Source organism: Rhizobium sp. BK112, from assembly GCF_014193215.1.
Lineage (GTDB): Bacteria > Pseudomonadota > Alphaproteobacteria > Rhizobiales > Rhizobiaceae > Rhizobium > Rhizobium anhuiense.
Genome location: NZ_JACHYZ010000002.1, coordinates 1 through 13,660, shown reverse-complemented (window position 1 = coordinate 13,660; position 13,660 = coordinate 1). Strand labels below are relative to the sequence as shown.

Below are 13,660 nucleotides of genomic sequence, written 5' to 3'. Positions count from 1 at the left end.
ATCTCCTCCCAGCCGCGCGTCAGCCGATATGCAGCGAGGCTTGCTCGACCGAAGCCTTGTCATGGACGATCGCCATCAAAGCCCGCGTCATGCCGCCGGGATTGTTGTGTTGAATGACGTTGCGGCCATAGACGATGCCACGGGCGCCCTGCTCCATCAACTGCTTGGTACGGACCAGGATTTCCTGATCCGAAACCCGGCCGCCGCCGCGCACCAGCACCGGCAGGCCTTGAGCGATCTCGACCACGCGGTGATATTCATCGACATTGTCGCAGGGGTCGGCCTTGATGATATCGGCGCCGAGTTCGGCCGCCTGGCGCACAAGCGGCAGGATCTTGTCAATCGCGCCGTCGACCATATAGGCGCCCTTGGAATTGTCCTGCATGACCAGCGGCTCGACCATCAGCGGCATGCCGTAGATCTCGCATTCGCGCTTCAGGCTGTTCACATTGCGCACACAGGCGCGGTAGACCTCCGGCTGGTCCGGCAGCATCAAAAGATTGACGACGACGCAGGCCGCGTCCAAGGCAACGCCCTGCTCCACCGCCCTGTCGATCATTTCGGAAAACAGCTGGGACGGCAGCGGATTGCCGTAGATGTTGGCGATATCGGTGCGCAGCACCAGTGCCGGACGATGTTTGCCGGGGATCGCCTGCAGAATGGGTGCCGTTCCCGGCGGAAGCTGGATGGCGTCGGGCGCGGCTTGCGCGATCACCTCGATGGCCGTCTTCATGTTCTCGATGCCGGCGAGGAAGGTCCGTTCATTGAACATGCCGTGATCGATGGCAACGTCAAAACAATTTCCAGACACGCCGAAAAGTCGGTTCAACCGTGCGGACTTCATGAAGCTCCTCCCAGATATGGCAACGTTTCCACATTCGAATAAATGGAGCGGAATTGCGAGTCAAGAAAATGTGGTAACGTTTCCACATTGGTTGATTTGTCGGCTGCCGACCTTCCAGTGCGGACGAGGCGCCCCTCGCGCCTGTCCCGCAAGGATTACCAGCAGGTGAAACCTGCATCGACATTGACGATCGCCCCGGTCATCAGGCTGGCGGCGCCCGATGCGAGGAAGAGGACAGCACTTGCAACCTCCTCCGGCGTTCCCATCCTCCCCATCGGCGTGTCGGCGAGCCAGAGCGGAATCCGCTCGCGATTGGCTTCGACGGCGACCACCATCGGTGTCTCGATATAGGTGGGCGCGACGGCATTGACCCTGATGCCGTGATGCGCCCACTCGGCCGCCAACGAGCGCGTGAGGTGATGGACCGCCGCCTTGGAGACGTTATAGGCCGTCTGAGGCTGAGGCCGGTTGCAGATCGTCCCCGACATCGAGCCGAGGTTCACGATGGCGCCGCGTTTCAGCGAAATCATGGGACGACCGAAGGCGCGCGAGCACCAGAAGACGCCGTTGAGATTGACGTCCATCATGCGCAGCCAATCGGCGTCGGTGAGATCCTCCGCCGGGATGCCACTCTGGCCGATGCCGGCATTGTTGACGAGGATCGTCGCCGGCCGGCCGCCGTCGGCAAGCTCGGTCGCGATCGCTTCCATGCGGGCCGCGTCGGTGACGTCGCCGACCCGGACTTCGATGTCGTAGCCTTTGTCGCGCAACGCAAGCGCTTGCTCAGCGTCGGCCTCGCTGCGTTCGATGACGACGACGGCAGCACCCGCCTCCGCCAGCGCCTCGGTGCAGCAAAGGCCGATCGCGCGCCCTCCGCCGGTGACCACCGCGCGTTCGCCGGCAAGGCGAAATTTCTCCTGGTAGCTCATGTTCAGCTCCTTCAGATGTCGAATGCGCTTGGAAGCACCACGATATCGCGGATGGTGACGTTGCGCGGCCGGGTCAGCATGAAGATGATCGCGTCGGCGACTTCCTTGGGCTCGATCAAAGCGCCGGCCTCCTTGGCTTTGCGAAGGTTTTCCTCCGGCCAATCCGCCAGCAACGCGCTGATCACCGGCCCTGGAGAAACCGACCCCACGCGAATGCCGTTTTTCAGAAGCTGGCGCCGCATCGTCTGGACGAAGCAGGTCATCGCCCACTTCGATGACGAATAGACCGGTTCCCATGGAATCGCCGAATGTCCGGCGACCGAGCTGGTGACGACAATGTCGCCCGTGCCGCGTTCGATCATGTGAGGAATGACATTTCGAACGTTCTTGATGACGACGTTCACGTTGAGATTGAGCATTCGATCGATGGTATCGAGGTCGGTTTCCATCAGGTCGCCGCCGATATAGGTGCCGGCATTGGCATGCAGAATGTCGAGTTTGCCCGTCTTCGACAGGATACCCTCGAGCAGTCCCGTGCACTGGTCCGGATCCAGCAAGTTGATCACCAGCGGAATGGCGCGCTCGCCAAGCCGTTCGCAAACCGTCTCAAGCGCCTTCTGATCGCGGTCCACCAGCACGACCGTCGCGCCTGCGGCGAGCATCGCCTCCGTCGAAGCAAGGCCAATACCGGATGCTGCACCCGTGACCGCTGCGATCTTCCCATTCAGTTCCGTCATCGATTTCTCCTCCTATCTTGATGCTGATTGCTCATTCTTTCCGACGCCGCAGGCGGCGTGATAGTCCGAAAGACTCCTCGTCACTCTCCAGACCAAAACCTGTTCCGGATCGAGCGGCGCATCCGCGAAGTGCTGCGCGGCCGGCATATGCTGCCAAAGCAATGGCAGCGGTACGGATTGACCTCGAAGGGCCCCGCACAGGCGCCGGACGGCATCTTGCGCTTCAGCCGACGCCCAGTAGTAGCGGATACGGTCGGAGAGCGAATAGTGCCGCAGCCACCGCTTCTCGCCATCGGTTCCGTGGTAGTGGCGGCTCCAATTGCCGGGCTGATCGAGCATCAGCGTTTCCATCGCCGCATAGAGCGGGCGCTCCCCGTAGTCGGGCAACAGATCGGACGCGATCGCATCCAGCGCATAGAGCGCCTCGCGCAGGACGAAGGTCAGCTCCGGACCGACTTTCAGAATGGGAAACCCGTCCTCCACCAGCGCGGCCAACGGCCGGGTGCCCTGATAATCGGTCGAGTGAGCCTCGAACACGAATTGCGGCTCCTCGGTGAGCACTGATTGCAGCGCCTCGATCTTGCTGCGGTTATAAAGGATGACATTGTGATTGCCGAACTCGACACCCGGCTGAACGACCAGCCCGATAGCGCGTCCGAACGCCTCCGTTAGGCCCTCCTCGGCAAAGACCCGGCGGTGGACATCGATCGTCTTCAGCGCCGCCGCTGCAGCCGTCGGCTCGATCGTCGTGAGGGCATGGTCGGCTCCACCCGGCGGCGGCACTTCGGTGCCGATGACGTAAACCGGCATCGCGCCGCCGGCCTTTTTCGCCGAGGCCTCGGCGACAACAGCCAGCCGGGCGGCGCGATGGGCGGTGGTTTCGTCGTCGAGCGCCACCGGCTCGCCCTTGCAGCCCATCGAGGCGTCGAGGTGGATCTTGCGGAAACCGGCCTCGACATAGGCGGCAACCATCTTCTCCGCTTCGGCCATGGCCTCTTCCGCCGGGCGGTCGCGCCAGGGATTGGGGCCGAGGTGATCGCCGCCGAGAACGATCAGTTCTTCGGGGCACGCCTCCTCGGCCGCGATCTTCATGACGAGAGACGCGAAGTCGCTTGGCGTCATTCCGGTGTAGCCGCCGAGGTGATTGACCTGGTTACAGGTCGCCTCGATCAGGACGGTGCTTTCCTGTTGCCGCCCGTGCCGGAGTGCTGCCCGAAGCACGATCGGATGGGCGGAGCATACGGAGGTCACGCCTTTCGGGCGGCCTTCGATCCTCAGTCTGGCCAGTTCGTCGAGGTGCACCTGCATCACGGCCGCCTTTCCGTTGAAGCAATAAATGCATCGAGTTCCTGCCGAGTGCCGGCGCCTTCCATCGGACCCAGCACCGTCACATTGCGGGCGCCGGCGGCGGAGGCATAGGTCAGCGCTTGCTTCTGAAACATTCCGAGCCGCCGGCAGGTGAGATAGGCTCCGCCGAAGCAGTCGCCGGCGCCGGTCGGATCGACCTCACGAACGACGAATGCCGGAGCCTCGATGCGGTCTCCTTGCCTGCCGAAATAGGTCGCGCCGTCGGCGCCGCGCTTCAGCACGATTTCCTTGACGCCCATCTCGAACAAGCGGCGGATTGCTTCCGCCTCGCCTTCGACACCTGCGGCACGTTCAAGCTCCTCTCCGGAAGGCAGAAGCAGATCAGCCATGGCAACAAGCTTGGAAAACCGGCGCTCGGTGTCCTCGTCCAGCTTCAATTCCTTGCGAATGTTCGGATCCACCGAGAGCGTTCCCCCGCGCGCCTTGACGATATCGACCGCCCTGTCGATCACCTCACGCGCACTGGGGACCGACAGAGCCGAGCCCATCACGTGAAGATGCCCGCTCCGATCGATGAGATCGCCGACCGTTTGAGACCAGCCGAAGCGCGCGGCTGCCGATGTGGCGATGTTGTAGACGAAATCTCTGGAGCCATCCTTGCGGTAGCGGACAAACGCGCTTCCCGTCGGATAGTCCGGATCGATCGAGATCGCCGAAACGTCGACGCCGTCGCGCTTGAGGCGATCGGTATTCACCCGGCCGAAATCGTCATCGCCGACAGCGCCGACCATGGCCGACTTGCCGCCGAGCCGGCCGCATTGCGAGATGAAGATCGCCGGCGCGCCGCTCGCAAACGGACCGACCAGCGGCTGGGCTTCGAGAAATCCGTCTCCAACCGTCGTGGCGACGATCTCCACGAGGATCTCGCCTACGCAAACCGTGGGACCAAGCGCGTCCGGAGACAGTATTGAAGCCATTTGCAACCCTGCTTTCGATAGTTCTTGTCGTCAACTCGTCGCCGATTGGACCGGCCCACCATCCTCGCTGCCGAACTCCTCGCTCTCCAGTGACAGAAAGCGCTGGTGCAACATGCATGCCGCCCCGAAGGCGGAACCGAACTCCGCATCACTGTCGACGACGATCTCAGGCGTGGGGAAAGGGATGTTCTGGCTCTCCGACATGTGGACCGCCACGCGGGCAGCGACCATCGGGTAGAGGGATGCCACGGAGCCGCCCAGCACGATCCTGTCCGGGTCGAGCAGGCGACAGGCTTGCAGCAATGCGTAGGCGAGATGGCGCGACCAGGTTTCGGCGATGTTGACGGCAGCCGGGACACGGTCACGAACGTCGCCGAGGAAATCCTGCAGATCGGCGTTCTCGCGGCCGACAGCCTCGCGATACTGCCTGATGAGCACCTCGCGACCGATCAGCTGTTCAAACTTCTGACCGCCGCTTCCCGGCACCAGGGTGTGGCCGATTTCGCCCGCCAGACCGTGGCCGCCACGAAACAGTTTGCCATCGATCATGATGCCGCCGCCGACGCCGGTTTCCATGAGCAGGAACAGGGTCACTCCCGCGGCGCCGTGGCGATAGCTGTCACCGATCGCGAAGGCGTTGGCGTCGTTTTCGACCGTGATCGGGACGGCGGCCGGGACAACGGCCAGGAAAGCGGATCGGCCAATCTCCTTCAACGGCACGTCTCGCCAGCCGATGATCGGTGCCAGGGTGACAAAACCATCCGGCCGGATATGGGCCGGCGTCGATATGCCGAGACCCTTGCACCTGCCGATCATCCTCTTCGCCATCACGCCGACAATGAGCTCGACACCCTGCGCCACCGCCTCCTCCACCGTCGAAGACGGTGTATCGAACGCCATTTTTCGACAGGCCCGGACTTCTGCGGAGAGATCGATGACGGCTGCCGATATATGCTCGACGCCGATCTCGATTCCGACGAAGAACGCGGCATCGGGAACCAGTTCGAGCATGATGCCCGGCCGCCCGGCACGGGAGGGCTCCGAGCGCTGCTTGCCGCTCTCGTCCGATTCCTGAACGAACCCGCCTTCCGTCAGTTCGGCGACGATCTCTCCCGAGGATGAACGGTTCATCCCGAGCTTGCGGGCGAGATCCGCCCTGCTGAGGCTTCGGTGAGCGTAGATCGTCTGCAAGGCGGCGACGATATTGTTCTGTCGGATCCTGCGCGGCGAACTTCCGATGGAGACGGTGTCGTTCATATTTCAATTCCCTTCAAGTCGCCCAACCCTTACACGACTGGAACAGGCTGTCAGAAGGATAATTAGGGCCGCGCGTTTGTGGCGCGGCGGCGCTTCGCCTCGTCATATTTCAGCTCGATGTAGCGCTTCGCGTGTGCTGCAAGCGGATCATTATCCTCCCAGGTGTCGCGCCAGATCGCGCAGGCGAGCGACAGGCCCTCGTCGACGACCGTCGTCGAGAAACTTTCGAATACGATGTCGCGCCTATAGTCGATGTCGAGCAGCGCGTCGAAGATCAGATCGAAGTTGATGACGCCGTCGCCGAGGTAGCCGCGATTGCTCTCGCCGATGTGGAAATAACCGATCTTGTCGCCGGCGAGACGGATCGCCGCGGCCGGATTGGCTTCCTCGATGTTCATATGGAACGTGTCGAGATGGAGACGGACATGCTCCGATCCCGTCTCGGCGATGAACTTCAACCCCTGCGCCGTGGTATTCAGCAGGTTCGTCTCGAACCGGTTGACGACCTCCAGGACGAGGTCGACGTTTGCCTGCCTGGCGACCTCGCCGGTCGCGGCGATCGCGGCGACGCTGTTGTCCCAGCCTTTCCTCGTCGGCTGGCGATTGTATTTGGTGTGGGCGGAATAGAGAATCCCGCCGAGCTTGTTGCCGCCGATATCGCGGACCGCCCGAACGGCGTCGGCCAGCGTCTGCTTGCCGGCGGAGACAGCAGACATGTCCTCGCTCGATACGTCCTTGTCGAGCGGCAGACCCATCGTCACGCCAATCTCGACGTCAAGGGATTGGGCAAGCTTCGCCAGTCGATCGAGGTTGAATTTCTCGGGGCGCAGATAGGCAAATTCGATGGTGCGATATCCGTGTTCGGCCGTCTTGTTGAGGGCCATCTCCAGCCCCTCCTGCGTTTGGCCACCTGTCCATACAAATGAATGGATACCCAATCGACGCATAGCCTTTTCCTCCGCGAGATGCTCTTGATCGCGGACAGTGCTATGCCATTTAGTTTGGTGAGGCAACAAATAATTTCAGCGGCTAGCTTTTTGCTGCTTCGCAAAATTTCTTTGCAATGCAATATATTATGCCGTTTTTGCGCTTACCCTGCCTCTCAGCAGAAATTAGTTTCTGCAGAAATCAATGGGATAGGCTCATGATTTGCATGTTTAGACAACAAATGTTGCGCCGCCGGTTTTTTTGGCCTACACAAAGCACCGGCGAAATGATCTCGCTGCACTCTGGGAGGATTGGAAATGAACTATGCTTTGAAGGCTAGCGCGCTTGCGCTGACGCTCGGCCTCGCCGCCACCGCTTCACCGGCCTGGGCCGACTTCTGGTCCGACGCCGGGGCTAAATTCAAGGGCGTGACCCTGCACGGCGTCACCGAAAGCACCCCGCCGTCGAACTACATCAAGAACGTGCTTGCTCCGGAATTCGAAAAGAAGACCGGCATCAAGGTCGACATCGAGACGACGTCCTGGGATCAGATGTACGACAAGGCCATCAAGGACATGGAAGCCAAGACCGGCATCTATGACATGGTCTACATCGAGCAGGACATCATCTACTCCTATCTCGCCAGGAATTTCCTCGTCGACATCACGAAGACGCTGAAAGACCAGCCGGATCTGAAAGCGCCGACCTACGACGATGCGAACTTCACCAGCTTTGCCGACTACTTCAAGGACACGAGCGGCGATCTCTTCGGCGTTCCGATGGAAGCCTTCCTGAAGACCTATCTCTATCGCAAGGACCTCTTCGACGATGCGAAGATCAAGGAAGCCTTCAAGAAGGAAACCGGCAAGGACCTGAAGCCGGCGACGACCCACGAGGAGTACACCCAGATTGCCGAATTCTTCACGAAATACGGCAAGGACAACGGTCTGGAGCTCTGGGGCACGACCGCTCAGGCCCATACCGGCCATCCGGCCTCCTGGTATGAATTCTTCGAGTCCATCGTGCCGACCTTCGGCGTCTACAATTGGGGCATCGACGCCAAGAACAATTATGCGGCGACGGTCGAACACGGCGGTTCGATGAACGGTGACAAGGCGAAGGCCGCGCTGAAATATTGGCTGCACCTGCGCGACATCGCTCCTCCGGAATCGACCCAGTCAACCTGGACGGAAACCGCAACGACGTTTGCCGCGGGCCGTGTCGCCCAGGGGCTGATCTATGGTGAGAATGCCGCGTGGATCGCCAGCGATCCGGCGCAGTCGAAGGTGGTCGGCCAGGTCGGCTTCGCTCTGCCGCCGCTCGAGCCGGGCGTATTGGATGATGCGAAAGCCGGAAAGGGCTATATCGGCTACTACGATGGCGGCGCCTTCGGCGTGCCGGTCACGTCCAAGAACAAGGAAGCGTCGCTGCTCTTCCTCGAATTCATCGGTCAGAACGAAGTTCAGCCCGATTGGGCCATCGCCGCACCGCGCATCACCAACACGGCGACGTTCGACGATCCGAAGGTGAAGGAGATGGACGCCAAGCTCGGTGGCTTCTACACAATGCTGAAGGACGAGGGCAAGCTCTTCGCCGGCGCTCCTCCCTACCCCTTCCATGCGCAGGTACGTGAAGCGACCGCTCCGATCTTCTACGACATCCTGACCGGCAAGATCGGCCCCGATGAAGGCCTCGACCAGATGGCGGCCAAGGCCGAAGAGGAGCTCACCTCGCTCGGCTATCGCAAATAAAACATCCTCCCCAACTGACGGGTCGTTCCGACGACCCGTCATCTTTGCGCTCCAGGTGGAGCGGACGTCCACATAACGTTCAATGGGGGATAGGCGATGCATTCGCAGAAGCTCGGGTGGCTGTTGCTGTCACCGACCATAGTGATCCTCGGACTGTTCGGGATCTTTCCTTTCGTCTACGTCCTCTGGGTCTCTTTCCATTCATGGAACCCGTTCGCGGCCAATCCGGGCATGATCTTCAACTGGGCTGAGAACTATCGGCGGCTGGTCTTCGACCAGCAGTTCCTGGCATCGCTCGGCATAACCCTGGCATTCGTCTTCTTCGCGGTCGTGTCGGAGCTGGTCCTCGGCTACATCCTCGCCCAGGCGCTGCTCAAGGACTTTCCCGGAAAAGCGGTGTTTCGCACGATCCATACCCTGCCGCTGATAATGGCGCCGATCATCGTCGGCTCCGTCTGGAAGCTGATGACCACGCCGTCGATCGGCATCATTCCCTATCTCCTCCGAAGCTGGTTCGGCTACGATCTGAATATCGGCCAGAGTGCCGTCGCGGCCTTCACCGTGACGGTCATCATGGATATCTGGCACTGGACGCCACTCGTCACCCTCTCGCTGATCGCCGCCCTCGTCTCGCTTCCGTCAGACCCATTCGAGCAGGCGCAGATCGACGGCGCCGGCAAGAGCCAGATCTTCTGGCACATAACACTCCCTTTGATCCGCCCGGCCCTGCTCGCCACGGTGTTCATCCGGCTGATGGATGCGCTGCGCACCGTCGACGAAGTGCTGATGCTGACCGGCGGCGGTCCGGGTTCATCGACGCGCTACATCGGCGTCCATATTTTCCGGGAAGTCTTTCCCAAGACGAATTACGGCTACGGTTCGGCGATCTCCGTCATCGTCCTTTACCTCACCATCGTCGTCTGCTGGCTGCTCTATGTCGGCTTGATTGCGCCCCGCGTGAAGAGAGGTTGACGCGATGAAGAACCAGACCCCCTGGCTTCCGGTCGTCCTGTGGACGCTGATAAGCCTCGCGACGCTTTTCCCGATTTACTGGCTGTTCGTCATATCGGTGAAACAGCCCTTCGACCTGTTCTCGACGCCCGACGTCATTCTCCGGAGCTTCTTCTGGAAGAACTATCAGGACGTGCTGACCAACCCGACCTTGCGCGGCTACATGCTCAATTCGCTGATCATCTCGTCAGGCAACGCGCTGCTCGTGACGACGCTCGGCTTTTTTGCCTGCTACGCCCTGACGCGTTTCGAGCTTGCCGGCAAGGAAAGCATCTTCTTCTGGACGATCACCAACCGCATGGCGCCGCCGGCGGTCTTCCTGCTGCCGCTCTTCCTGCTGCTGACGCAGGTCTACAGGATCGGCGACTTCTCGCTCGCCGATTCCCGGCTCGGCATGATCCTGGTCTACTGCTCCTTCAACCTTCCCTTCGCAATCTGGACGCTGCGACCGACCGTGGAAGCCATTCCGAAGGAGTTGGATGAGGCGGCCTATATGGATGGCGCCAGCCCATGGGTCGTCCTCTACGACATCGTCTTCCCCCTGGCACGGCCCGGACTTGCGGTGACGCTGATCCTGACGTGGGTGTTTGCGTGGAACGAATATCTGCTGGCGGCGACGCTCACCAATTTCAATGCGCGGACGCTGACCACCGGCCTGTCGGAATATGTGACGACCACGGGAACGGCCTGGGGCATCATGGCCGCGATCTCAATGCTGACATTGGTTCCGGCGCTCATCGTGTTTTCGGTGGTCCAGCGTCACATCGTTGCCGGCCTGACCTTCGGCGCCGTGAAAGGATGAAGCCATGACATCTCCGTCAGGAAATGGTGAACGCAAGCCGGGCTTTCTGCCGATCGAAACGAACTGGTTCGACCGGCTGTTCATCTCGATTGTGATCTGGGTCGCGCTCTCGCTGTTCTGGATGCGGTTCATCGAGCCGTTCGGGCTTTCGGTATGGTTTGCGGCAGCAATCTCGGCAGTCCTCGGCGCCTATCTCGTCTGGAAGGGATGAGCCGATGAATTTCCGTCAACACCATCAAGACACGACAGCGCCGCGCGTCTCATCAGACGCGCAAAGGATGCTGCAGCACTTTAAATTGCTGCTTTAGGGAGGAACGACTTTGGCAAATGTACAGGTGAGCGACGTCACCAAAAGGTATGGTGCACTCCAGGTCATGCACGGCGTCAGTGTCGACATCGAGGACGGCGAATTCGTCGTGCTGGTCGGCCCATCCGGATGCGGCAAGTCCACCCTGCTGCGGATGATCGCCGGTCTTGAGACCGTCAGCGGCGGCGACATCCGGATCGGCGGCCGTGTCGTCACCAACGCTCCGCCGAAGGAGCGCGACATCGCGATGGTCTTCCAGAGCTATGCGCTCTATCCGCACAAGACGGTCGCCGAGAACATGGGCTTTCCGCTGAAGATGGCCAAGCGCCCCAAGGCGGAGATCGACGAGAAGGTCGGCAGAGCGGCCGAGATCCTCGACCTGACGCGTTATCTCGACCGCTATCCGAAGCAATTGTCAGGCGGACAGCGTCAGCGTGTGGCGATGGGCCGCGCGATCGTGCGCGATCCGAAGGTCTTCCTGTTCGACGAGCCGTTGTCGAACCTCGACGCCAAGCTTCGCGTCACCATGCGCGTCGAGATCAAGGAGCTTCACCAGCGGCTGAAGACCACCACCGTCTACGTCACGCATGATCAGATCGAGGCCATGACAATGGCCAATAAGATCGTGGTGATGCGTGACGGCAGGGTCGAGCAGATCGGCAAGCCTCTCGATCTCTACGACTTCCCGGTCAACCTCTTCGTCGCAGGCTTCATCGGCAGCCCATCGATGAACTTCCTGCAGGGCCGCATCGCGACCCGCGACGGCAGGAAGGTCGTCGTCACCGACCAGGGTATCGCCCTTCCCATGGGAAGTACAAATGCGGACGAAGGAAGAGCCGTTACCTACGGCATCCGGCCGGAGCATATCACCATCGGCGATGAAGGCGTTCCGGTCGAGGTCTCCGTGTTCGAGCCCACGGGTTCGGAGACATTGATCTTCGGCCGCACGGGAGGCGTGCCGATCGACGCCCTGATCCGCGAGCGCATCGAAGTCGATCCCGGACGGACGATGTACTTCCATATCGATCCCCGGCGTGCGCATATCTTCGATCGGGAAACGGGCCAGAGACTGTAAGGGAGGCGATCCATGGAGTTCAAAGGAAAGACGGTCATCGTGACCGGCGCCGGAAAAGGCATCGGACGCGAACTTGTGAGGATGCTCATCGAACGGGGTGCTCAGGTCGTCGCGCTGACCCGGAGTGCTGCCGATGTCGAAGCGCTGCAACAGGAATCCGGCTGCCGGGCCATACAGGTCGATCTCGCCGATGCCGATGCGACCAGGGAGGCTGTCATCGCTGCCCTTCCCGCCGATTTCCTCGTCAACTGCGCCGGCACGACCGAGCTCCAGCCGTTCCTGGATACGACAGTCGAAGCATTCGACCGACTTGTTGCGGTCAACACCCGTGCTCCGATGATCGTGGCCCAGGAATATGCCCGTTCGCTGATCAAGGCGGGCCGCAAGGGCGCCATCGTCAACGTCTCGTCGGTCGCGTCCTTCGTCGGCATCCCCGACCACGCTGCCTATTGTGCGTCGAAGGGCGGGTTGGATGGCTTGACGCGGGTCATGGCAAAGGAGCTTGCACCGCACGGCATCCGCGCCAACGGCGTCCACCCAACGGTGACGCTGACCCCGATGGCGGTGAAAGCATGGAGCGATCCCGAGAAGGCCGCGGGAATGATGAAGCGAATCCCCGTCGGTCGCTTCGCCGAACCGGCAGACATCGCCGAGGTCGTTCTTTTCCTGCTCTCCGATCAGGCTGCCATGGTGAACGGGATATCGATGCCGGTGGACGGCGGCTACATGATTGCCTGAAGTTCAGGACGAACGCGTCGTACGAGCCTGCGATTGCAATGGGGGAAGCGGCGACGTTGACCGCCGCACCAATCGGCGCAGCTCATCCTGATCAACAAAATGATCCGTTACGCCGGCCTCTTTATCTGGATGACTGAAAACAAGGCCGTCGGAATCCTCAAGCTTGAGAGCTTGCTCCGTATTCATGATCCCCAGTGCCTGGCGCTCGTACCCGGACTCGAGCGCCGCCTCGACGATGGCTTTTCTCTTGGGCATGTCCATGTCCTCCGTTCCTCAAAGGGTAACGGACGGCCGGAGTCGCGGTTCCGATCAGGGCATCACGATATGAGACCCGTTGAAACGAAAGCCTCGCCGATACACGGCCCGCCATCGCGCGGGCCGCGCTGTTTTTGGCCCTCGCTACCACGTTTGGCGCTGCCACCAACGTTGAGACAGCTCCCCAATACTGGCGCCGCCCAACTCGGCGAGGCGTCTTAAGCACCTGACTTATGACGGCCTTCAACCAAGGACCCAGGTTGCGGCACGCCGCCGCAATAACCTCGGTCCAATCCTCCTCGGCAGAAGGTTCCGCCGAGGAAGTCCGAGCGAAGGTCACGCAAACTGGAAATCCGTCGACTCCAGGCTCGATACGGCGACATTCTTCAACGTTATGGTGTTGTTGATATCCGCGGTAACGATTGTATCGCTGCCAGACTGACTGGATGCGGCAAGAAGCGACGCCCAATCTGCAAAAACGCTGTGATCGATCCTGATCGTGTCATGCGCTGTGCCGGTCGCCACGAAATTCGTGATCGTATCGTGGCCCCAGTTCGGCGAATAGATGAAAAAGTCCGCTGCCGCCCCACCGATGAGAATATCGTCGCCGGCACCACCGGTAAGCGTGTTGCCCCCGTTACCGCCGGTGATCGTGTTGGCGGATGCATTGCCGGTGCCGGTGAAGGCCGCCGTTCCATTATAGGTGAGGTTCTCGACATTGGCGCCAAGTGTATAGCTTGCC

14 protein-coding genes and 1 pseudogene are annotated in these 13,660 nt (G+C 61.0%); 6 read left to right on the top strand and 9 right to left on the bottom strand.

Annotated features, from left to right (window positions below):
- Positions 1 to 19: 19 nt before the first annotated feature.
- The 7 genes from FHT75_RS05290 to FHT75_RS05260 form a co-directional block, all read right to left on the bottom strand.
- Entirely contained in the window at positions 20 to 844 is an 825-nt protein-coding gene (locus FHT75_RS05290; RefSeq protein ID WP_063476321.1) for a class I fructose-bisphosphate aldolase, read from the bottom strand.
- A 155-nt stretch (positions 845 to 999) separates the two neighbouring features.
- Positions 1,000 to 1,773, bottom strand: a complete 774-nt coding sequence (locus FHT75_RS05285) for an SDR family NAD(P)-dependent oxidoreductase (RefSeq protein WP_063476320.1) — start codon at positions 1,771 to 1,773, stop codon at positions 1,000 to 1,002.
- 11 nt (positions 1,774 to 1,784) lie between these two features.
- Positions 1,785 to 2,510 (bottom strand): SDR family oxidoreductase, encoded by a 726-nt coding sequence (locus tag FHT75_RS05280; protein WP_063476319.1) that lies wholly within the window; start codon positions 2,508 to 2,510, stop codon positions 1,785 to 1,787.
- A gap of 12 nt (positions 2,511 to 2,522) precedes the next feature.
- A complete protein-coding gene (locus FHT75_RS05275) occupies positions 2,523 to 3,818 on the bottom strand; it encodes a D-tagatose-bisphosphate aldolase, class II, non-catalytic subunit (protein WP_063476318.1) in 1,296 nt (431 codons plus the stop codon).
- Positions 3,818 to 4,795 (bottom strand): sugar kinase, encoded by a 978-nt coding sequence (locus tag FHT75_RS05270; protein ID WP_047615179.1) that lies wholly within the window; start codon positions 4,793 to 4,795, stop codon positions 3,818 to 3,820. The genes FHT75_RS05275 and FHT75_RS05270 overlap by 1 nt, the downstream gene beginning before the upstream one ends.
- Positions 4,796 to 4,825: 30 nt before the next feature.
- Entirely contained in the window at positions 4,826 to 6,052 is a 1,227-nt protein-coding gene (locus tag FHT75_RS05265; RefSeq protein WP_028756852.1) for an ROK family transcriptional regulator, read from the bottom strand.
- A 62-nt stretch (positions 6,053 to 6,114) separates the two neighbouring features.
- Entirely contained in the window at positions 6,115 to 6,999 is an 885-nt protein-coding gene (locus FHT75_RS05260; RefSeq protein ID WP_028756851.1) for a sugar phosphate isomerase/epimerase family protein, read from the bottom strand.
- Between the two features lie 297 nt (positions 7,000 to 7,296).
- Between FHT75_RS05260 and FHT75_RS05255 the strand changes: the two genes are divergently transcribed.
- From FHT75_RS05255 to FHT75_RS05230, 6 genes are all read left to right on the top strand, one after another.
- Entirely contained in the window at positions 7,297 to 8,730 is a 1,434-nt protein-coding gene (locus FHT75_RS05255) for an extracellular solute-binding protein (protein ID WP_028756850.1), read from the top strand.
- 96 nt (positions 8,731 to 8,826) lie between these two features.
- Entirely contained in the window at positions 8,827 to 9,702 is an 876-nt protein-coding gene (locus FHT75_RS05250; RefSeq protein ID WP_047613532.1) for a carbohydrate ABC transporter permease, read from the top strand.
- 4 nt (positions 9,703 to 9,706) lie between these two features.
- Positions 9,707 to 10,543: a carbohydrate ABC transporter permease gene (locus FHT75_RS05245; protein WP_028756848.1), complete on the top strand. Its 837-nt coding sequence runs from the start codon at positions 9,707 to 9,709 to the stop codon at positions 10,541 to 10,543.
- A gap of 4 nt (positions 10,544 to 10,547) precedes the next feature.
- Complete coding sequence (locus FHT75_RS05240; protein WP_028756847.1) at positions 10,548 to 10,754, top strand: DUF2160 family membrane protein; 207 nt, start codon at positions 10,548 to 10,550, stop codon at positions 10,752 to 10,754.
- A gap of 109 nt (positions 10,755 to 10,863) precedes the next feature.
- Positions 10,864 to 11,925, top strand: coding sequence for an ABC transporter ATP-binding protein (locus FHT75_RS05235; RefSeq protein WP_028756846.1), 1,062 nt, complete (start codon positions 10,864 to 10,866; stop codon positions 11,923 to 11,925).
- A 12-nt stretch (positions 11,926 to 11,937) separates the two neighbouring features.
- Positions 11,938 to 12,663 (top strand): SDR family oxidoreductase, encoded by a 726-nt coding sequence (locus FHT75_RS05230; RefSeq protein ID WP_028756845.1) that lies wholly within the window; start codon positions 11,938 to 11,940, stop codon positions 12,661 to 12,663.
- Positions 12,664 to 12,666: 3 nt separating this feature from the next.
- Here FHT75_RS05230 and FHT75_RS05225 read toward each other — a convergent pair whose 3' ends face one another.
- Both FHT75_RS05225 and FHT75_RS05220 read right to left on the bottom strand, forming a co-directional pair.
- Positions 12,667 to 12,924, bottom strand: coding sequence for a hypothetical protein (locus FHT75_RS05225; protein ID WP_063476317.1), 258 nt, complete (start codon positions 12,922 to 12,924; stop codon positions 12,667 to 12,669).
- A gap of 330 nt (positions 12,925 to 13,254) precedes the next feature.
- Positions 13,255 to 13,660 (bottom strand): annotated as a pseudogene (locus FHT75_RS05220) (hemolysin); the annotation flags it as partial.